We start from the raw sequence: 19,835 nt of genomic DNA, 5'->3' as shown, positions 1-19,835 counted from the left end.
GCATTGGATGATCGTTCAGGGTGACGATCTGTCACTGGACGCACGTAGAGTTGACAGCTCCGCAAGTCCGCGCATCCGCGCTTTAGGGTGGCGTACGTGACCGAGACCAAGGCCGTGAAGTCGGAGCAGACCCGGGCGCTGATCGTGGAGACGGCGCTCCGGCTGTTCCGCGAGCGCGGGTACGAAGCGACGACGATGCGCGCCATCGCCAAGGAGGCGGGCGTCTCGGTCGGCAACGCCTACTACTACTTCGGCTCCAAGGAGGAGCTGATCCAGGCGTACTACGACGAGCTGCAGGACGAGCACGTGGCCGCCTGCCGCGCCGTGCTGGACGCCGAACGTGACTTCGCGCCCCGCCTCCTCGGCGTTCTCAAGGCCCGGGTCGACACGATGGTGCCGTACCACGAGTTCGCCGGGAAGTTCTTCAAGTTCGCCGCCGAGCCGACCAGCCCGCTCAACCCGTTCAGCGCCGAGTCGGGCCCGGCCCGCGCCGCCGCGGTCTCGATCTACCGCGAGGTCGTCGACGGCTCCACCTTGAAGATCGACGACGAGTTCCGCCGGGAGCTCCCCGAGTTGTTGTGGCTCTACTCGATGGGCATCGTCCTCTACTGGGTGCACGACAGCTCGCCGGGCTGCCGCAAGACCTACCTACTGGTCGAGCGCACGGTGCCGCTCGTCAACAAGATGGTCTCGATGTCGCGCATCCCCGGCTTCAAGTCCGTGACGCGCGAGCTCGTTCACGTGATCCGTGACGTGCGCGCCTAGCCGGAGCGGCGGGCTTCGGGCTGCGGCCTCGGGCCTCGGGCCTCGGGCTGCTGGGTCTCCGGCCGCAGCTCCTCAAGCCCGCGGGTCAGCGGAAGGTGATGTCCCAGTGGCTGTCCTCGCGGGCGTAGACGTCCGCGGCCGGTGAACGGTAGAGCTCCGCGCCGTCGCCGCGCTGTCCCACGTGGCGGTAGGTCCGCGTGATGTGCCGGTCGGTGCAGCGGCTCGGCATCACGTCGATCTTGTAGCCCTTGCCGTGGCTGTAGCGCCCCGGGGCGTGGCCGCGTTCGGTGCCGCCGGAGACGACCAGGCGGCAGCCGCTGTCCTCCTTGAAGTCGATCAGTCCGTCGATCGACCCCCAGCGCATGCCGTCGAACGAGGTGCAGTCGACCCGGTCGCGGTCGTTGCAACGGCCGTTCGACCGCCAGCCGATCCCGTTCGTGCGCAGCGACCACTCGGCGAACCGGTGCCGCATGCGGACCGACTTCGAGATCCGCGCCGAACGTGCGTACCGCTTGTAGATGGCGGGCATCGACCCGGTCGGGTGGGCGCTCCCCGCCGCGGGCCCGTCGTCCGCGGTCGTGTCCGCGGTCGCCGGCGTCAACCCGGTGAACGTCGTCGCCGCGATGACGGCACAGCTGAGCAGCGCGGTGCGGCGCCGCCCGGGATGGTGGTACGGCTCGTCCTGATTCGACATGGTTCCCCCCGGTTCTGAGTCCTCGTGATGAGGGCGTGAACTGAGCACCGCGCCGTCGCGTCGGGCGACGGCGCCGGGGGGACCGGTTCTTTCCACCGGTGATCGCTCTTCCCTGGCCGAGATCAGGGATCCCCGTCGTGCTGATCGCGTAAACCGCGACCTGGAGGAATGGGCCAGTTCCGGGCCTGTCAGATCAGGACATACCTAGATATTTCAGGGCGAACGTCAGCTCCGTTTCCATCTGCTTGATGCGTTCCTCCACGACCAGCGAGCCGTGCCCGGCGTCGTAACGGTAGACCTCGTGCGGGACGCCCAGCGCGGCCAGCCGGTCCAGATAGTTGTCGATCTGGCGGATCGGGCAGCGCGGGTCGTTCTCCCCGGCCAGGATCAGCACCGGCACCGTGACCTGGTCGACGTAGGTCAGCGGCGACGACTCGCGGTACCTGTCGGGCACCTCGGCCGGCGAGCCGCCGAACAACGAACGGTCGAACGCCTGCAGCCCCTCCATCTCGTCCTCGTACGCCGCGACGTAGTCGGCGACGGGAACGGCCGCCACCGCCACCGTCCAGTCGTCCGGCCGGGTGCCGATGCCGAGCAGCGCGAGGTAGCCGCCCCACGAGCCGCCGGTGAGCACGAGCCGGTCCGGGTCGGCGAGCCCCGACTCCACCGCCCAGTCGCGTACGGCCGTGACGTCCTCGACCTCGGTCAGGCCGACGCGGCCCTCGTTGGCGTCCCGCCACTGCGAGCCGTAGCCGGTCGAGCCCCGGTAGTTGACCTGCACGACGGCGAAGCCGTGGTCGACCCAGGCCGCCGTGGACGCCACGAACGAGTCCTCGTCCTGCGCGGTCGGGCCGCCGTGGACGTCGAAGACCGTCGGGAACGGCGCCGACCCGGTGGCCGGGCGCCGGATGAGCGCGTGGATGCGCCCGCCGGGACCGTCCACCCACGCGTCCTCGACCGGGACGGACGGCGGCGCGGCCGGGCCGGGCGGCGTCAGCACGACCTCGCCCGTCGTCGAACGGATCGCGGGCGGCTCGGCGGCCGATGACCAGGAGTACTCCACGGTGCCGTCGGGCCGCGGCGCCGCCCCGCCGATCACGCCGCGCGGCGTGTCGATGCGGGTGAGCGAACCGGCCGCCAGGTCGTAGCGGTAGAGCTCGTCGCGCGCCTCGTACGAGTGCGAGATCAGCAGCGCGGAGCCGTCGGTGTACCAGCGAGCGCCGACCTCGCCGGGCAGGTCGAGGACGATCTCCTGCTCGGTGCCCTTGACCGGGTCCCAGATGAGCAGTTCATCCTTGCCGCGGCGTTCGTGCCCGACCAGGAGCCGCGAGTCGCCCTCGACCGGGGCGAACGCGTCGCCGTACACGCCCTTGCCCGGGCCGTCCCACAGATCGGCGACCGTCGTGCCGTCCTGCCGCACGACGCGCAGCGCCATGTGACGGCTGTCGCCGTGCTCGCTGTGCCCGATCGCGATGAGGCTCTCGTCCCGGGAGAGCGCCGCGACGTGCGCGTCCTCGGTGTGCTCGTACAACGTCTCGGGCGTGCTCGCCGCGTCCGGCCTGCACAGGTGCAGAGAGCTCCCGGACTCGGTGGAACGGCCGATCACCGCGACTCCGCCGGTGCCGAGCGCCAGCCCGGACGGGAACGACGGCTCCAGGCCCGGCACGGCGGGCGAGCTCTCGCCGCCGCCGAACGGCGTCCGGTGCCACACGCCGAACTCGTCGCCATCGGTGTCGGCGAACCACCAGATCCACTCGCCGGAGGGGTCGACGCCGGCCATCCAGGTGCCGTTGGGGCGGTCCGTAACCTGGCGTTGCTCGCCGGTGTCACGGTCCCACGTGTAGATCTCCCACGTCCCGGTGGCGTTCGACCGGTACATCGACCGGTGCGGTGCGTTCCGTGCCCAGGACGGAAGGCTCACCCGAGCGGCCCGGAAACGGGCCTTCCAGCGCTCATCGTCGACCATGCGACCAAGTATGGGCCAGGCGGCTTAACGGTATGTCCAGAACGCCGCGCCGCTGCGTCACGCATGGGGCGGGACGGAACCGTCGGAGGTCTCCCAGGTCTCGTCGGGCACGGTTTCGGTGGTCGTGCGCTGGCCCGGGTTGAGCCGCCCATGGACCGCGCGGGCGACACGTTCGATCGTACGGACGCCGTACGTCATGGACGGCGTGCCGCGGGTGAGCACGACGATCATGTAGTCCTGGCCGCGGCCGGAGAAGGCGCCGATGCTGTGGACGCGCCAGTACCGGCCATGGCGCGGCAACCAGCCGTTCTTCACATGCCAGCGGACCCCGCCCGGCCGGCCTGCCGGCGTGCCCCAGCGCTGGGACGGGATCACCTTGTTCATCAGGCTCAATTCGTACCGCCGCGCCCGGTCGGTGAGGACCTTGGTGCGCGAGGTCAGCACGGTGAGCAGCTTGATCTGGTCGCGGGCGGTGATCTGGGTCAGCCCCCAGTAGCGGCCCGGGCCGAGCCTGGTCTGCGTCATACCGGCGAGCCTGAGGAAGCGCTGCATCCGCGTTCGTCCGACCGCCCCCCACAACGCCGACGCGGCCGCATTGTCCGAACGTGTCATCATCCTGCCCGCCAGCGTCCGCTCCGTGGACGTGAGCCACCGCCTCTGCTCAACGGCCCGGCGAAGCACGGCCCCGAGAATCGTCGCCTTGACGACACTGGCCGAGTCATACCGCCGCCCCGGAGCGACGGCACAGCGGATCTTCCTCCGCCGGTCGTACACCACGACGGACTCAACACCCGCACGCCCCCGCAGCGCCCCCAGAATCCCGTTACCCAGGCTCCGAGCGACCCGAGAATCCCCCTCCGACCGACACACCCCACCCATCCCTGTCGCCGACCTCCCCAGAGCCACCGCCGACGCCGGAGCCGACGCCACCGCCGACGCCGGAGCTGTCGCGTTCGCCCTCGGTGCCACCGCCGACGCCAGAGCCGACGCCAGAGCTGTCGCGTTCGCCCTCGGTGCCAGCGCCTTCGCCGGGGCCGCCCCTTCCCCCGCTCTCGAATTCGTCGCCGTCGTCGCCGTGGGGGTTGTCGCCGCGAGCGACCTCAAGTTCGTCGCCGAATTCGGCTTTGGGGCCGGATCCGGAGCCGTCGCTGACGCTGACGCTGGAGCTGACGTCCGAATTGGCGCCGAGGTCGTCGCGGGCGCTGTTGCCGACGTTGCTGGGGTCGACGCGGAGGTTGGTGCTGAGCTTGTCGGAGGTGTGGCGATTGCTGGAGGTGTGGGGGAGAGGAGGGCGGTGGTGAGCAGGGTGACGGACAGAGTTCGGTAGGCGCCCCGTGACATTCGAGTCACGTTAGCGGTGGGTTACAGGGTCTGTTCGGTTGGTGACCGGGGAGTTGGTCATGAGTGGGTATTGCGTGGTCGTCGCAGGTGGGCCGGGGTGGCTCAGGTGGGGTCTGGGTCGTCGGTGGGGGTGGTGGCGGCCAGGCGGCCGAAGACCCGGTCGATCTCCTGGCGGACCCGGCGGTCCATGGCTCGGGCGAAGCCGGCGTCGACCGCGACCTCGGCGCCCGGACGGAGCTGGGCGAGGGTGGCGGTCAGGTCGGCCAGCTCATGGTCGCCGAGCGTGGTGGTGTTGATGGGCCCCACCACGTGCTTCATGATCATCTCTACGAACATGTCGGCGAGGTCGTCCACGCTGCGCTGGAGGCGCCGGCTGGTCTCGAGCACCTCCGACAGGGGCACGCCCGCGCGCACGAGCGTCACCGTGGCGTCGAGCTGCCGCCGGCTCCAGTGCGTGACCTGGTCGCCGTCGATCGAGATGTGGCCGAGCGAGATCGCCTGCTCCACCCGTTCCGGATCGACCTCGCCGGGGAACAGCGCGGCCAGCTCCGACAACGACATGGTGACCGGCACCTCGGTGGACCACGGGGTGGTGACGGCCTTCTCCAGCCCGAGCACCGCGGCGACGTCGTGGCCCTGTTCCCAGGCCGACAACAACTCGCGGATGCCCTCCAGGGTGTGCCCGCGTTCGAGCAGGTTGCCGATCACGCGCAGCCGGGCGAGGTGCTCCTCGGAGTACAGGCCGATCCGGCCCTCGCGCCGCGGCGGCGGGAGGAGCTTGCGCTCCTGGTAGTAGCGCAGCGTCCGGACGGGGACCCCGGCCTCCTGCGCCAGTTCGCTGATCCGGAATTCGCGGGCTTCCGGACCGGCTTCGGGGCCGGTCTCGGGGCCGGCGTCCTGGGCAGGCATGTCGCTCACGACCGCCAAGCATAGTTTCACCATCGATGATCAAGGGCACAGTCCCGGAAGCCGCGGGACGCGGCGGTCAGGTGCGGCGAGGGGGGTCCGCGCGATGACGAACGGCATCGGGGCCGGCGGGCGTCCGCCGCGGATCCAGGTGACGCCAAGGCCCAGGCTCCGGCGGACGATCGTGTTCGGCGTCCTGGCGTTGTGCGCCGCCGTGGCCGCCAGGTTCGGCGATCCGGACGGGGCCGACGCGGCGTCCAAACTGCTCGCGTGGACCGGCGCGTTCGTGTTCCTGGCGTTCGCGGTCGCGTCCGTCGTCAGCCTGGGCGGCGAGCTGCGCCGGGTCACGGTGCCGCGCCTGGGGGAGGCCCGCGCCGCGATCGTCCGGCTGTGCGTCGTCCTCGCCGGGGCCGTGATCGCGCTGATCACGATGCTCGGCCTGGTGAACCTGCCGATCGGGCAGCTGATCCTGGGCGGTGCCCTCACCGGCGTCATCCTGGGCATCGCCGGGCAGCAGACGCTCGCGAACGTCTTCGCCGGCATCGTGCTGCTCTACTCGCATCCGTTCGACATCGGCGACGAGGTCCACATCCGGTCAGGGCCGCTGGGCGGCGAACTGGAGGGGACGGTGCAGGAGATCGGGCTGCTGTACGTCCAGCTGAAGAGCGCGGAGGGGCGGTTCGCGGTGCCCAACTCGCTGATGCAGAGCGCCGCCGTCGCCCGTCTCGACAGGGCCGCCGCCGGAGAGTCGGTGCCCGCGCGCCGATGACCGCCGGAACGGTCGTGCGCGCCGCCGCGTCCAACCACCGTCATGTCTCCGGCCGCTGACGCTCATGTCCTGACCGTCCGCTCCGGAGCACTGGTGATCAGATGTTCTGCGTTACCCTCTGCCACGCAGGGTGTCCTTCAACCCCCCGAAAGAGGCCGAACATGCCCTCCAAGGCCCGTAACACGGTGCTCGCGATGACCGTTCTGGTCGCGGGTATCGGGTTGAGCGCGTGCTCCGGCAAGCGCTGGTGTGAGCTCGACGCGACCGACCAGAAGGTCGCCGACAGGTACTGCGAGGCCGGGACGCCCGGCTACGAGTGGGAGCCGGACAGCGACAAGAAGAAGAAGTCGAAGAAGACCAAGAAGCGCTCCTGATCCTTATGTCACACGGCGCCGGGTCATGGCGCGGCGATGCTTGCGGCGCGTCCCGTTCCTGCGCTCGGGCGTGCCGGTCGCCAGCAGGTCGCTGAGGCTCTGCGGGGCGATCTCTTCGGGACGGACGGCGTAGCGCGAAGTCATCTGGATCTCTCCTCGGATCAGGTTGCTGAGGCCGTGGGTGGTCGGTGGTGGTCCGCGGCGCCGTCTCAGGCGGCGACGCCGGGGGAGTAGGCGCGGGCCACGGTGTCCAGTGCCCAGCGCATGCGGACGGCGTACGCCTCCGGGTGGTCACCGGCCTCCTGGGCCACGGACGCCAGACAGGTGCCGCAGTCGGATCCCCAGGAGCACAGGCGCTCGTCGATCGCGGCGCGCACCTGCTCGGTGGTGGGGCGGTCGGAGGCCTGAAGCCGGGAGGTGAAGAGGAGGCGAGCCAGGTCGCTGGTGCTCAACGCGGTCGGAGAGAGTGTGGTCGACATCGCGTGCCTTCTTCCTTGAGCCGGGGTTCTACCGCCCCGTTCGCTTACAGACCACGATGACAACCGGCTTTAGAACGCGCCATCGGGGAAAACCCCCAACCCGGGTGGAGCCAACCCCCTATGCCTCCCCTAGGCAGGCCCCACCCGTCTCAGGGGCCGGCGGCTCAGCCAGGGACTTCGCCTGCTGCCATCGTGCTCGCGGTCATATGTCCGCTCCCGGTTGATTCGCTCCAGCGCCCGCTTCGGATGTCCCCGCTGTACGACGAAGGGCCTCACGGCACGCGCGAACGGCGGGATGACGGCCCCCACCACGGCGAACGGCCGTCGTCAGGCGCCGCCGCCGCTGGTCCGACGGCAGGGACCGCAGCACGACGCCCTCCGCCGGCGGCCCGCCCGACCAGACCAGGTCGGGGAGCAGCGCCACCGCGTGCCCCTCCTCGACGAGCCGCGCGTGGAGCAGCAGGTCGCTCGACTCGAAACGTACGTCGGGTTCGAAGCCGGCGTTGCGGCACAACGCCATCGCCCACTGCCGTGGTTCGCCGCCCGCCGGTTCCATGACCCAGGGGTGGTCGGCCAGGGCGGCGAGGTCGGCGAGGTCGGTGCCGGCCAGGGTCTCGCCCAGCCGCCGGGGGAGTGCCAGCCGGATCTCGTCCTCGCACAGGTCCTCCTGCTCGATCTCGGCGTACCGCGGGTTGGGGTTGCCGGGATACTCCTCGGAGATGACCAGGTCGAAGTCGCGGGCGAGGAGCGCGGGCAGCGCGGTCTCGGGCTCGGTCTGCGTCACCTGGACGCGCAGCCGCGGGTGCTCCTCGCGCAGCAGCGTCAACGCGTCCGGGAACAGGGCGAGCGCGGCGGTCTGGAACGTGGCGACGCGGATGACGCCGGTCAATCCCGACATCGACGCCGCGAGCTCGGCCTCCGCCCGTTCGAGCTGCTCCAGCACGGCCTCGGTGTGGGCGACGAGGATCTCCGCCTGCTCGGTCAGGCGTACGCGGCGTCCGACCGGTTCGAGCAGCGGTACGCCGACCTCCTTCTCCAGGACGGACAGCTGCTGCGAGATCGACGACGGGCTGTAGGAGAGGGCCTCGGCGACGGCGGTGAGGGTGCCGCGGTGCTTGAGCTCGCGCAGGAGCCGGAGGCGGTGGAGGTCGAGCATCGGCACGGTCTCCCGATCTTTAATTGAATCCGAACGTTACCGCTCGAAAAGTTTCGCTGGACCGATCAGATCAGCCTACGGCACCGTGAGGGACATGGCCGCTCACACGTTCCTCGCGACGCCCGCCGCCGGTACCTCGACCTGGCTGGCCCGCCCCTCCGCGCGTACCTGGACCAGCCCGCCGTCCGCCGCCCAGGTGACCTACGACGTGGCCGGGTTCCACGCCCAGCTGCCCGGCTACGCGCCGACGCCGCTGGTCGAGCTGCCCGCGCTCGCCGCCGAACTGGGCGTCGACCGGGTGTTCGTGAAGGACGAGTCCGCACGCTTCGGGCTGCCCGCGTTCAAGATCCTCGGGGCGTCGTGGGCGATCCACCGGGCGCTCGCTCGGCATCACGGGCTCGGCTCCGTCTCGTTCGGCGAACTGCGCGAACGGATCGCGGACCTGCCGCCGGCGCGCCTGGTCACCGCGACCGACGGCAACCACGGCCGCGCCGTCGCGCGCATGGCGACCCTGCTCGGCCTCACCGCCGAGATCTACGTACCGCACGGCGTGCACCCGGCCGCACGTGGCGCGATCAAGGCCGAGGGCGCCGAGGTCGTGGACGTCACGGGCGACTACGACGAGGCCGTACGTCGTGCGGCGGCCGTCGCCGAGCAGCGCGACACCCTGCTCATCCAGGACACCGCCTGGCCCGGGTACGAGCGGGTGCCGCAGTGGGTGGCCGACGGCTACTCGACGCTCTTCGCCGAGATCGACGTGCAGCTCCTGGCGGCGGGCGCCGCCCCTGCCGGGCTGGTCGCCGTCCCCGTCGGCGTCGGCTCGCTGGCCCAGGCCGCGGTCGCCCATTACCGGCGCCGCCCAGATGGCCCGTCGCTGCTGTCCGTGGAGCCCGACACCGCCGCGTCCGTCCTGACAAGCCTCGCGCGCGGCGACCTCACCACCATCGCCACCGGATCGACGATCATGGCCGGGCTCAACTGCGCGACCCCGTCCAGCCTCGCCTGGCCCTACCTGTCAGGCGGCCTGGACGCGTCGGTGGCCGTCTCCGACGCCGACGCCGCGGAGGCCGCCCGTGACCTCGCCGGACTCGGCGTTCCGGCGGGCCCCTGCGGCGCCGCGTCCCTCGCCGGCGTCCGCGCCGCCCTGACCGCAGCCGACCGCCGCGCGTCGCTGGCACCAGGCCACGCCCGTACGGCCGTCCTGCTGAGCACGGAAGGCGCAGCCGCAAACCCGGCGCTCTCCGCCTGACCGCGCTCCCGTCCTGACCAAGGTGGATGTAGGTACACCGCCACCCGGGTGTTCAAGGCCATTCAGCACGGAGTCCTCCGCGGCCAGAGTTGATCACGTAAACGACTCACACGCCGCACGAACGAGGAGCCTCCCGTGTCGACTCTTCCGTCCCGCCGGGCCACCTTCCTGAGCCTCGGCCTGAGCACCGCCCTCGCCGCCACCCTCCTCCCCGCCACCCTCCTCCCCGCCACCATCACACCGGCATCCGCCGGGACCGCCCGCGCCGAACGACCCGAAACCGCGTCCGCGCAGGCCGGGTCCGCGCAGGCCGGGTCCGCGCAGGCTGGAGCCGGGTCCGCGCAGGCTGGAGCCGCGTCCGCGCAGGCTGGAGCCACGTCCGCGTCCGCTGGGGCCGCGTCCGCGCGGGCCGGGGTCGCGTCTGCGCCGGCCGGGACCACATCCGCTGGAGCCGGGGCCGAGCCCGCGCGGCGCGCGGCCACGTCCGTGCAGGCTGGAGGAGCGTCATCCGGGCCGTTGAGGGGTGCTGCGGAACGGCTCGTGCGCGACGGCCAGCCTGGCGTGATCATCCTGAGCCGGCGCGGGAACGAGGTCACGCGCGCCGGCGCCGGTGTGGCCGACAAGGCGACCGGTCAGGCCATGGACCCGCGGCTCCGGTTCCGGATCGCGAGCGTGACCAAGACGTTCACCGGCACCGTCGTCCTCCAGTTGGTGGCCGAGCGGCGCGTGTCGCTCGACGACACCGTGGCCGAGTGGCTGCCGGGGGCCGTCACCCGCAACGGCCACGACGGAAGGCGGATCACCGTCCGGCAGTTGCTGGCGCACACCAGCGGGCTGGACGACTACACGCGCGACCCGCGGGTGATGACCGACCCGCGCCGCGAGTGGACGCCGCAGGAGCTGGTCGGCATCGCGCAGGAGACGCCGCCCGTCGCCAGGGGCACGTACTCCAACACCGGCTACGTCCTGCTCGGGATGCTCATCGAGAAGGCGACGGGCCGGAGCGTCGAGAGCGAGTTCCAGCGCCGGATCATCCGACCGCTCGGGCTGCGGCACACGTCGTTGCCCGCGTCCGGCGACCGCTCGTTCCCCGGCCCGTACGTGCACGGGTACTGGGGCGACTACGGCGACGTCAGCACCGAGATCAGCATGTCCAGCGCCTGGACGTCCGGCGGTCTGATCTCCACGGTGGACGACGTCGCGCGGTTCCACCGGGCGCTCTACACCGGCCGTCTCCTCCCGCGCCATCTGCAGCGCGAGCTCAAGACCACCGCGAAGGTCTCCGACGGTGACGTCGTCCAGGACTACGGTCTCGGCGTCGTCAGGACCCGCTTCTCGTGCGGCGAGGCCTGGGGACATGACGGCGGCTTCCCCGGCTACCGCACGTGGACGTACACCAGCGCCGACGGCCGCCGCCAGGCCGTGATCACCTACAACGAGAACGGCCCCGCGATGGAGGCCGACCCGGTCTTCGAGGCCGATCTCGCCAAGGCCGCCGAAACCGCCTTCTGCGGCTGACGGGCGCAGGGGTCAGAGCTTGCGGGCCACCCCGCCCCAGAGGGGGACGGGCTCGGGGGTGCCGTCGTTCGCCGGCGGGTTCCAGAGGGGCGGCGACACCACGCCCGGCTCGACGAGTTCGAGGCCGTCGAAGAGGCCGGTGACCTCGGGGAGCGTGCGGGGCTGGGCCTTCGGGTGGGCCGTCGCGTTCCACATCTCGAAGGCCGTCTTGACCGCCGGGCCGCCGATCTCGTCCGTGCTGTGGGTCAGGGCGAGGAAGCTGCCCGGCGGGACGGCCTTCATCAGCCGGCCCAGGATGGACGTCACGTCGTCGTAGTCGGCCACGAAGTGCAGGACGCTCATCATCAGCACCGCGACGGGGCGTTCGAAGTCGAGCGTCGTGCGGGCCTCGCGGAGGATGTGGCCGGGCTCGCGCAGGTCGGCGTCCAGATAGTCGCAGGCGCCCTCGCTGGTCGAGCCGAGCAGCGCGCGGGCGTGCACGAGCACGATCGGGTCGTTGTCGACGTACACCACGCGGGTCCTGGAGTTGATCTCCTGGGCGACCTGGTGGACGTTCGGCGGCGTCGGCAGCCCGGTGCCGATGTCGAGGAACTGGTCGATCCCCTCCTTGGCCAGGTGGCGCACGGTCCGGTGCATGAACTCGCGGTCGCCGCGCGCGGTCGCCACCACGTGCGGGAACATCCCCGCGATCTGCTCGCCCAGCTCGCGGTCGACCTCGAAGTTGTCCTTGCCGCCGAGCCAGTAGTCCCACACCCGGGCGGAATGCGGACGGGTCATATCGACGCGCTCTGCGGCCGCCGAACTGTCACCGGTCGTCATGCCCTGCACCGTCCTCTTCGCTGAGGGTTCCCGGGGATTCGCGGCGATCGTACGGGCTGCCGGGCGCCCGGGTGGTGGAGATCGACGATCTTTAGTCGAATTCGACCGGAAATTACAGAAAGTGTCTGAAGTGGTCCATCGGACGTTAACGCTCTGCTTGACGCTCGCTCTTCTACGTGGTCATGGACGAGTGCTCAAGCCCGTTCAGAGCGAGCCTGAACGCACCCGGCCGCCAGTCAGGACGGTAATTGCGGACCGGTCCTGGAGAACGGTGATGTCGGACGCCGGATCGCCGTCGACGACGAGCAGGTCGGCGATTTTCCCGGGCTCGACCGAACCCAGATCATGGCCCCGGCGCATCAGCCTGGCACCGTTCACCGTCGCCCAGCGCAGCACGTCGAGCGGCGCGATGCCGGCCTTCGTCACGTACGTCTCGAGCTCCTTGGCGTACGAGCCGTGCGGCAGGCCCTGCGCGCCGTAGTCGTCCCCGATCACCAGGTTGACCCCGGCCTTGTCGGCATGGGTGAGCATCTCGTACGGGCGCCCCTCGCCCAGGTGGACGCGCGACGCGACCGAGCCCCAGCCCGGCACGACGTCCCGCATCACCTCGGTGAAGTGGATGCTCGGCGCGACCGACGTGCCCTTCTCCGCGAGCAGTTCGACGCACTCCTCGTCCATGTCGTCGCCGTGGTCGACGACGTCGATGCCGAGCCGGACCGCGGCCAGGATGGCCTGCTTGCCGACGATGTGCCCGCGGACGATGACGCCCCGCCCATGGCCGGTCTCGATGGCGGCGGCGAGCTCCTCCCGCGACATCTCCTCGGCGTCCTTGGAACGCACGACGCCGTGCCCGCCGGTCACGAACAGCTTGATGACCTTGGCGCCGCGCTTGATCTCCTCGCGGATGCCCTTGCGGAACTCGTCGGCGCCGTCGCAGGTGCGCATGCCGCCGAGCGCGCGCAGGTCCCAGTGGTACGGCGTCATGTCGTTGCCGAACCCGGTCGTGCTGATCTCGCGGCTGCCGGGCAGGAAGCGCGGCCCCTCGACCAGGCCGGCGCGGATGGCGCGGTTGAGTGAGGCGTCGACGTCGTTGGCCGCGCCCGCGCTGACCACGCTGGTGAACCCGCACTCCAGCGCGGTACGCAGGTTCCGGGCGGCCAGCAGCGCCTGGTAGGGCGGCGCGTGCTCGAGCCCGATCGGCACCGGCGACGGCCCGAGCTCGTCGTACGTCGAGTGGTAGTGGCAGATGATCATCCCTGGCATGACCGTGCGTCCACCCAGGTCCACCACCTGCCCGTCACCCGAACCGGAGGCCGACCCGCTCCCGGAGCCTGAGCGCACCTCGGTGATGCGGCCGTCCTCGACCACGACCGTGCTGGCGGGGCGCGGCGGGTTCAGGCCGTCGATCAGGTTGGCGTCGGTGAGGACCAGGCGGCTCATGGCACCTCTTTCACAGCCGGAGACTTCCAAGCCGGATCTCCACGGGAGGCTACCCACCATCCAAAGCAAGCGCTAGGTCCGCCGAGTTTCGGTCAGACCGCCCGTGCGTCCGACCACTTGTTCGGCTGACGGTGGGATCCGGGTCAGGTGCGGTCGACGGGCGCCTGCGGGTCGCGCGTCATCGGGACGTCCAGGAGGTTCTCGGGAATGGCGAAGGCGTCGACCAGGGTGCGGGCGTGCGGGCGGAGGGCCTTGCACAGGTCGTTGACCGTCTCGATCAGCGCCTTGGACGTGGCGGGGCTGAGCCGTCCGTGTTCGAGGAACCAGCCGCGGTCGGCCTCGATCGTCGACAGCACGTAAAGGTCGCACACCCGGCCCAGCAGGTCGGTGGCCGAATCGTCGCACCGGTCGAGCGCCGCGACGAACGCCTCCAGGACGATCCGGTCGACGTGCGCCCGGGCCGCGCGCAGCACGTGGTCCTGCGCGTCGTTGAATACCTCGAACGGGTCGGCGTCGTCGGACGTGGCCCGGCGCAGCCGACGCACCAGCCCTTCCAGGACGTGCTTCTCCCGATCCTCGAACGCCTCCAGCTGCCAGGCGCGGTCGAGCAGATCGGCCTCGCTCGGCTCGCCCCTCGCGGTCAGCAGCCGGGCGATGGTCGACCGCGCCGCCGTACGTTCGATCAGCGCCTCGGCGAACTGCTCCGCCACGAAGCGCGCCAGCCCCAGCGTCCCCAGATCGTCCACGTCATGCTGGAAGCGGGTGAGCAGCCCCTTGGCCACCAGTTGCAGCAGAACGGTGTTGTCGCCCTCGAACGTCGTGAAGACGTCGGTGTCGGCCTTCAGCTGCGTGAGGCGGTTGGCCGTCAGGTAGCCCGCGCCCCCGCACGCCTCCCGGCACGTCTGGATGACCTTCGTCGCGTGCCAGGTCGAGACCGCCTTGATCCCGGCCGCGCGGGACTCCAGCTCCCGCTGCCGCCACTCCTCGTCCTCTTCCTTGATGTCGTGCAGCGCGGAGACGAGCTCCTCCTGCGCGAAGTGCATCGCGTAGGTCGTCGCCAGCGCGGGCAGCAGTTTGCGCTGGTGGGCGAGGTAGTCGAGGATCCGCACCTCGGTCCCGGTGCCGGGACGTTCGAACTGCCGCCGCCCCTCCCCGTAGGTGACGGCCAGCGCCAGCGCGGTCTTCGACGCGGACCCCGCGCCTCCCGCGACGCTCACCCGGCCGCGGATCAGCGTTCCGAGCATGGTGAAGAACCGCCGCGACGGGTTGTCAATCGGACTCCGGTAGACGCCGTCGGCGTCCACGTCCCCGAACCGGTTGAGCAGCGCCTCCCTCGGCACCCGCACCTGGTCGAAGAACAGCCGTCCGTTGTCGACCCCGTTCAGCCCGCCCTTGTGCCCGCAGTCGCCGATCCGCACGCCCGCGCAGGGACGTCCCTTGTCATCGCGGATCGGCACCATCAGCGCGTGGACGCCCTGCGACGTCCCGTCCACCACCAGCTGGGCGAACACCACCGCCATGCGCCCGTCGCGGGCCGCGTTGCCGATGTACTCCTTGCGCGCGCTCTCGTCCGGGGTGTCGACCACGAACTCCGCCGTCTCCGGGTCGTACGTGGCGGTCGTCCGCAACTCCGCGACGTCCGACCCGTGCCCGGCCTCGGTCATCGCGAAGCAGCCGAGCAGTTCGAGATCCATGATGGCCCGCAGGTACTTCGCGTGATGCCGCTCGGTGCCCAGCGCCTGCACAGCGCCGCCGAACAGCCCCCACTGCACGCCCGTCTTCACCAGCAGCGACAGGTCCCCGAGGCCCAGCATCTCGAACGACACCACGGACCCGCCGATGTCGCCCTGACCGCCGTACTCCTTCGGGAACCCGAGCCCCGGGTAGCCGCCCTCCGCGAGCTTGTGCAGCTCGGCGAGCACCCGTTCGCGCTGCTCCTCGACGTCGCTCGTCTCACCGGCCGGCGGCTCCAGCTCCCGCATCCGCGTCCGCGCGGTCTGCCGGACGGCCTCCCACCGCCCGTCCAGCACGCGCCGCAGCGCCTCCGGATCGACCGACCCCTCCAACGGCGAAAGCTTCACAGCCGGACCTCCCCTTATGCGATCTCCTCCGTACTCACCGCCTACCCGCCGGTAGCAACCTCATGCCCAGCACGAACGTCACGCCGCTCACACCACTCGTGCCGCCGTCAGCCGCGCGAGCGAGGCCGCTGGCTGAACCGTTCGAGCCCCAGACCGTGCCGGGCGATCCCCGGAAGCCGCGGCCGGCGCCCGGTGTAGAGGGCGTCGATGAAACGGTTGAACCGGCGGTGCTTCTCCTCGGTGTACGGGTACCAGTTGGCCTCGATCTTCGACGTCGCCTTGTCGATGAGCACCGCCTTACTGACCGTGAAGCCGAGCAGCCCCTCCGGACCCCGCAACTTCCCGAACCCGCTCTTCTTGACCCCGCCGAACGGCAGCCCCGGGTTGCCCTCGCTCATGTTGACGTTGTTGATGGACACGCCGCCGACCTCGAGCGCCTCGGTGACCCTGAGCGCCCGCGCCCGGTCGGCGGTGAAGACGCTCCCGCACAGCCCGTACCCGGTGTCGTTCGACAGCCTGACCGCCTCCGCCTCGTCCGCGAACGGCATCACGGGCAGGACGGGCCCGAACGTCTCGTCCCGCCAGACCGCCATGTCCGGGGTGACCCCGTCCAGGATGACCGGCCGCACCACGAGGGAGTCGCGGCCGGGCACCTCCCCGAACCGCAGCCTCGCTCCCCGGGCCAGCGCGTCCTCGACATGCGCGATGACCTTGTCGCGCTGGAACCCCGCGGTCATCCGCCCGATGTCGGCGTCACCCTTGTCGTCCGGCCGTACGACGAGCTTCCCGGCCTCCTCGATCAGCCGTTCCATGAACCGTTCGTAGACCGGGCTCTGGACCAGCAGGCGTTCGACCGCGCTGCAGGACTGCCCCGCGTTCGTGAACGCCCCCCACAACGCGCCGGCGACCGGACGTTCCAGCGGAGCGTCCGCGAAGACGATCATCGGGTCCTTGCCGCCCAGCTCCAGCTCGACCGGAATCAGCTTGGCACCCGCCTGCGACATTATCTTCGCGCCGGTCGCCCCGCTGCCGGTGAAGAAGACCTTGTCCGGCCCCTCGTCGATCAGCGCCCGCCCCATCGAGCCGTCGCCGTACACGACGTGCACCAGGTCCCGCAGCACCTCCGAGCAGGCCAGCATCTCCTCGACCAGGCCCTCGCACGGGGCGTGCTCCGACGGCTTGTAGACCACCGCGTTCCCCGTCACCACCCCCGCCGCGATCGCCGTGATCGCGTTGTGGAACGGGTAGTTCCACGGGCAGATGACCAGCACCACCCCGAGCGGCCGGCGCAGCAGCATCGACTTCTTGCCGAGCAGCGTGATCGGCGTCTTCACCTTCCGCGGCTTGAGGAGCCCGGCGGCATGGCGTTCCAGCCAGCTGATCCAGTCGACCGTCCCGATGATCTCCGCGATCAGCGCGTCCGTGCGGCTCTTCCCGACCTCCGCCATCACCCGCTCGACGATCTCGTCCCGCCGTTCGAGGATGACCGCCTTCATCGTGGACAACGCGGCCAGCCGTTCCCGCACGCCCAGCCCACGATGCGCCTCGAACCCGGCCCGAGCCCGCTCGAACGCCTCCCGCGCACCAGGTGCGTCCTCCATGCCGACCCCACCCACCTTCCCGAAGCCGAAGTTCGCAGGTCCGAGGCCGCATTCTGCCCGCCCCCGAAAACCCGCACAATGCCGGCCGCCGGCCTGTGGATAACTCCCGATCATGAGGAAGTGGCCGTTCACGTTCGCGACGACCTCACCGGGTTCTCCACCCGAGCGAGGGCCCTCTTCACCCGCACCGGACGCCGCGGGCCACGCCGACATGGGTGAGGCCCGCGCCGTCGCCGGCGCGGGCCTCGATCAGGCGACAGGTACCGGGATCACACCCGGACCGACGGGGAGGCGGGGGCCGAACGGCCCTCGGGTCCCCGCTCCAGCCGCTTCAGCCGTCCCGGGCCGGGCTCCGGGGCAGGCCCGGTGCCGCCGGTGGCGGGCGGGCCCCCGGCGTTGCCCGGGCTTGGCTGCTCGCCCCCGGCCGGTGGACCGGTCGGGGCCGGGGCGGCGCCGGACGGTGCTCCCCCGGCGGGGGGACCGGACGGACCGACACCGCGACCGCCGCCCTCGTTCAGCGTGTTGCCGTCTCGGCGGGGCGGGGTGCCGCCACGATCGGGATCGATCGTGTTGTGGCCCCGGTTCTGGTTCCCGTAGCTCGGCTCGTCGTCGTCCCGCCAGCCCTCGTGGGGCATTCGGCCGCCCGACCCGACGCCGTGCCGCATTTCCTGGCCGTACATCCGCACACCGGACTTCGGTGGACCCGCGTCATGAGGCTCCTGGGGCGGAGCGAGCTCCACCCGCGGCGCCGACGCCGGCGGCTTCCGATCGCGGAGCAGCAGCAACCGGTCGAGGCCCTTGCCCTCCATTCCCGTCCTGTACTGGTACAGCGCCGGGGTGTCGCGGATTCTGGCGATGTCCGCCGGCGTGAGCACGCCGGTTCGGTCGAGCGGATTCTGCGGTGTCAGCGAAACGTCGTCCAGCGGCTCTCCGGTGGCGACCAGCTCGGGGTAGAGCCTCTTCACGAGTTCGGCCAGGTCATGACGTAGTTCGCTGGACTTGTACGTGTTGCCTCCGAACGGCCAGGTCCACTTCGTCCAGGTGTTGCGGTTCCGGTTGTTGTACTCCTCCAGGAACACGCGTGCCGCGTCCCGGTCGGTGGCGAACTGCCGGCCCAGTTCGTTCGCCCTCCGGTCGGCCGCGTCGGCCAGTTGGAGTCCGTAGTTACGAGCGATGACCTGTGCCTGCATCTCCGCCACGCCCAACGTGATGGCGTAACCCCCGGCCATGTTCCCCACCCTGCCGGGGATGACCGGAGGGGCGGTCCTCGTCACCGGCGGGCGCGCCGTTCCGAGCGCGGGGATCTGCGGACGCGGTCCGCCGGGCGACGGCCCCGGCACCCCTGTCCCCGTCCCCGCACTGGGTGGACGCGGCACCGGTCCGCCGAGGGGCCCCGAAACAGGCGGGCGCACGGTTCCACCGAGAGGCGCCCCCGGAGCGGGCGGACGCACCGTTCCGCCTCCCGGGACTCCTGAGACGGCTTGGCGCACCGGCCCGGCCTGCACGGGAGGCCGAGGGTCCACCGCACCACCGGACGGCGCAGGCGGCACGGGCCTGGGCCCCGTGGACGGCCCCGGCCGCGCCGGCGGTGGGTCCCCGCCTTCACCGCCGTTTCGTTTGGGTTTGAGGGTGGGCCAGGTGCCTTGGCGGTTGCCTGGGCCTGGGATGGGGCCGGTTCGTGGTGTGGGGTTGGGGTTGGGTTTGAGGGTGGGCCAGGTGCCTTGGCGGTTGCCTCGGCCCGGAATCGGACCGGTTCGTGGAGCAGCCGCCGGAACAGTGCCGGCCCGTCCGGACGGTTGTCCGGGGCGTCCGGACGGGCCCGACAGCGGGGTCCGGTCGCCCTCGCCCGGCCTCCACCCGGCGCCGCGCGCCCAGGGCTCGCGGTCTAGCTGGGCGGCGGCCACCAGGGTGCTCCGCCGCGCATCGCCCGCCATGACCTGGTTGTTGGCGAGGAGACCGCGGGTGACCGGGTTGCGGGTGGCGGCGCGTGCCGCCCGGAGCTGATCGAGGCGGGCCTGCGTTGACCGCAGGTCCGCACGGATCCCCTCCACATGCGCCCGGCGCTCCCGAAGGAGGTTGGCGTTGGCCCGGGCCAGGCGCCGATAGGCGCGCTGGGTCCCAGCGCCCCGATCGCGAGCACGCTCGACGGCTCGCGCCGCACGTTCCGCCCGCCGTTCGGCCCTGTCCAGCGCCTGGGCGCGGCGCGCGCTGAGATACGGGTCGAGGAAGTCCCCGACCGGCTGGATGAAGCGCGTGAGCCCGATGGGGTCGATGCCCTCCGTGAACATCGGTACACCCGTGAAGATGAACCGCTGGACCACGGGGTCGACACCGTCCCCTGCGACGGCGGTCGGCCCCCACAGCGCCCGCATGGTGCGCGGACTCGACATGATCCATGGACCGGGAGTGAACGGCCCGCGCCTGACCCGCACGTAGCGCTCGCGCGTACGGCGGACCGGCGGGCTCGCCCCCACGGCGCGGCCGACCTCGCGCCACCAGCCGGAGGTGCGCTGGCCGAAGGGCACGCCGGGCTCTTCGTCATCCCGTCCGGGCGGACGCCCCGCAGTCTGTCCGAAGGACGGCGGGCCGTTCTCAGGAAGGTTTCCCGAGCCTTCCCCAGGACGCCCCAGGGGACCGGGCGGAATCGGGGAGTCAGAGGGGTCCGACGACCCAGGGG

At 71.3% G+C, this 19,835-nt stretch carries 18 protein-coding genes; 6 read left to right on the top strand and 12 right to left on the bottom strand.

Annotated features, from left to right (window positions below; translation table 11 throughout):
* Window positions 1-96: 96 nt before the first annotated feature.
* Complete coding sequence (locus ABZ810_RS25350) at window positions 97-765, top strand: TetR family transcriptional regulator (RefSeq protein WP_358407153.1); 669 nt, start codon at window positions 97-99, stop codon at window positions 763-765.
* Between the two features lie 85 nt (window positions 766-850).
* Here ABZ810_RS25350 and ABZ810_RS25345 read toward each other — a convergent pair whose 3' ends face one another.
* The 3 genes from ABZ810_RS25345 to ABZ810_RS25335 all read right to left on the bottom strand — a co-directional run bounded on the left by ABZ810_RS25345 (window position 851) and on the right by ABZ810_RS25335 (window position 4,106).
* Window positions 851-1,459 (bottom strand): hypothetical protein, encoded by a 609-nt coding sequence (locus ABZ810_RS25345; RefSeq protein WP_358407151.1) that lies wholly within the window; start codon window positions 1,457-1,459, stop codon window positions 851-853.
* Between the two features lie 193 nt (window positions 1,460-1,652).
* Window positions 1,653-3,425 carry a prolyl oligopeptidase family serine peptidase gene (locus tag ABZ810_RS25340; RefSeq protein ID WP_358407150.1) on the bottom strand — a complete coding sequence of 591 codons (1,773 nt, stop codon included), beginning with the start codon at window positions 3,423-3,425 and terminating at the stop codon, window positions 1,653-1,655.
* A gap of 57 nt (window positions 3,426-3,482) precedes the next feature.
* Entirely contained in the window at window positions 3,483-4,106 is a 624-nt protein-coding gene (locus ABZ810_RS25335; RefSeq protein ID WP_358407148.1) for a serine hydrolase, read from the bottom strand.
* Window positions 4,107-4,125: 19 nt separating this feature from the next.
* Between ABZ810_RS25335 and ABZ810_RS25330 the strand changes: the two genes are divergently transcribed.
* Window positions 4,126-4,752 carry a hypothetical protein gene (locus ABZ810_RS25330; RefSeq protein WP_358407145.1) on the top strand — a complete coding sequence of 209 codons (627 nt, stop codon included), beginning with the start codon at window positions 4,126-4,128 and terminating at the stop codon, window positions 4,750-4,752.
* A gap of 116 nt (window positions 4,753-4,868) precedes the next feature.
* Here the strand turns inward: ABZ810_RS25330 and ABZ810_RS25325 are convergent, their stop codons facing one another.
* Window positions 4,869-5,675 (bottom strand): MerR family transcriptional regulator, encoded by an 807-nt coding sequence (locus ABZ810_RS25325; protein WP_358407848.1) that lies wholly within the window; start codon window positions 5,673-5,675, stop codon window positions 4,869-4,871.
* Between the two features lie 103 nt (window positions 5,676-5,778).
* Between ABZ810_RS25325 and ABZ810_RS25320 the strand changes: the two genes are divergently transcribed.
* Both ABZ810_RS25320 and ABZ810_RS25315 read left to right on the top strand, forming a co-directional pair.
* Window positions 5,779-6,441, top strand: coding sequence for a mechanosensitive ion channel domain-containing protein (locus ABZ810_RS25320; protein ID WP_358407143.1), 663 nt, complete (start codon window positions 5,779-5,781; stop codon window positions 6,439-6,441).
* Window positions 6,442-6,602: 161 nt separating this feature from the next.
* Window positions 6,603-6,815, top strand: a complete 213-nt coding sequence (locus ABZ810_RS25315; protein ID WP_358407141.1) for a hypothetical protein — start codon at window positions 6,603-6,605, stop codon at window positions 6,813-6,815.
* Between the two features lie 3 nt (window positions 6,816-6,818).
* Here ABZ810_RS25315 and ABZ810_RS25310 read toward each other — a convergent pair whose 3' ends face one another.
* The 3 genes from ABZ810_RS25310 to ABZ810_RS25300 form a co-directional block, all read right to left on the bottom strand.
* Complete coding sequence (locus tag ABZ810_RS25310; protein ID WP_358407139.1) at window positions 6,819-6,959, bottom strand: hypothetical protein; 141 nt, start codon at window positions 6,957-6,959, stop codon at window positions 6,819-6,821.
* A gap of 65 nt (window positions 6,960-7,024) precedes the next feature.
* Window positions 7,025-7,294, bottom strand: coding sequence for a hypothetical protein (locus tag ABZ810_RS25305; RefSeq protein ID WP_358407138.1), 270 nt, complete (start codon window positions 7,292-7,294; stop codon window positions 7,025-7,027).
* 202 nt (window positions 7,295-7,496) lie between these two features.
* Entirely contained in the window at window positions 7,497-8,450 is a 954-nt protein-coding gene (locus ABZ810_RS25300) for a LysR substrate-binding domain-containing protein (RefSeq protein ID WP_358407135.1), read from the bottom strand.
* 94 nt (window positions 8,451-8,544) lie between these two features.
* Here ABZ810_RS25300 and ABZ810_RS25295 point away from each other — a divergent pair, with 94 nt between their 5' ends.
* Window positions 8,545-9,699, top strand: coding sequence for a diaminopropionate ammonia-lyase (locus tag ABZ810_RS25295; protein ID WP_358407133.1), 1,155 nt, complete (start codon window positions 8,545-8,547; stop codon window positions 9,697-9,699).
* Between the two features lie 516 nt (window positions 9,700-10,215).
* On the top strand, window positions 10,216-11,217 hold the full coding sequence (locus ABZ810_RS25290) for a serine hydrolase domain-containing protein (protein WP_358407130.1): 1,002 nt from the start codon (window positions 10,216-10,218) through the stop codon (window positions 11,215-11,217).
* Window positions 11,218-11,229: 12 nt separating this feature from the next.
* Here the strand turns inward: ABZ810_RS25290 and ABZ810_RS25285 are convergent, their stop codons facing one another.
* From ABZ810_RS25285 to ABZ810_RS25265, 5 genes are all read right to left on the bottom strand, one after another.
* Window positions 11,230-12,036, bottom strand: coding sequence for an SAM-dependent methyltransferase (locus tag ABZ810_RS25285; protein ID WP_358407128.1), 807 nt, complete (start codon window positions 12,034-12,036; stop codon window positions 11,230-11,232).
* 204 nt (window positions 12,037-12,240) lie between these two features.
* Entirely contained in the window at window positions 12,241-13,476 is a 1,236-nt protein-coding gene (locus tag ABZ810_RS25280) for an amidohydrolase family protein (protein ID WP_358407127.1), read from the bottom strand.
* A 143-nt stretch (window positions 13,477-13,619) separates the two neighbouring features.
* Window positions 13,620-15,557: an acyl-CoA dehydrogenase gene (locus ABZ810_RS25275; protein ID WP_358407125.1), complete on the bottom strand. Its 1,938-nt coding sequence runs from the start codon at window positions 15,555-15,557 to the stop codon at window positions 13,620-13,622.
* A gap of 107 nt (window positions 15,558-15,664) precedes the next feature.
* Window positions 15,665-17,158, bottom strand: coding sequence for an aldehyde dehydrogenase family protein (locus tag ABZ810_RS25270; protein ID WP_358407124.1), 1,494 nt, complete (start codon window positions 17,156-17,158; stop codon window positions 15,665-15,667).
* A gap of 269 nt (window positions 17,159-17,427) precedes the next feature.
* The gene (locus ABZ810_RS25265) at window positions 17,428-18,387 is read right to left on the bottom strand and encodes a hypothetical protein (RefSeq protein WP_358407121.1); all 960 of its coding nucleotides are present in this window, start codon (window positions 18,385-18,387) and stop codon (window positions 17,428-17,430) included.
* Window positions 18,388-19,835 lie beyond the last annotated feature (1,448 nt).

It is taken from the genome of Spirillospora sp. NPDC047279 (assembly GCF_040643285.1).
Taxonomy (GTDB): Bacteria; Actinomycetota; Actinomycetes; order Streptosporangiales; family Streptosporangiaceae; genus Spirillospora.
The sequence above is the reverse complement of the archived record's forward strand: the minus strand, read 5'-3'. Positions and strand labels throughout refer to the sequence as shown.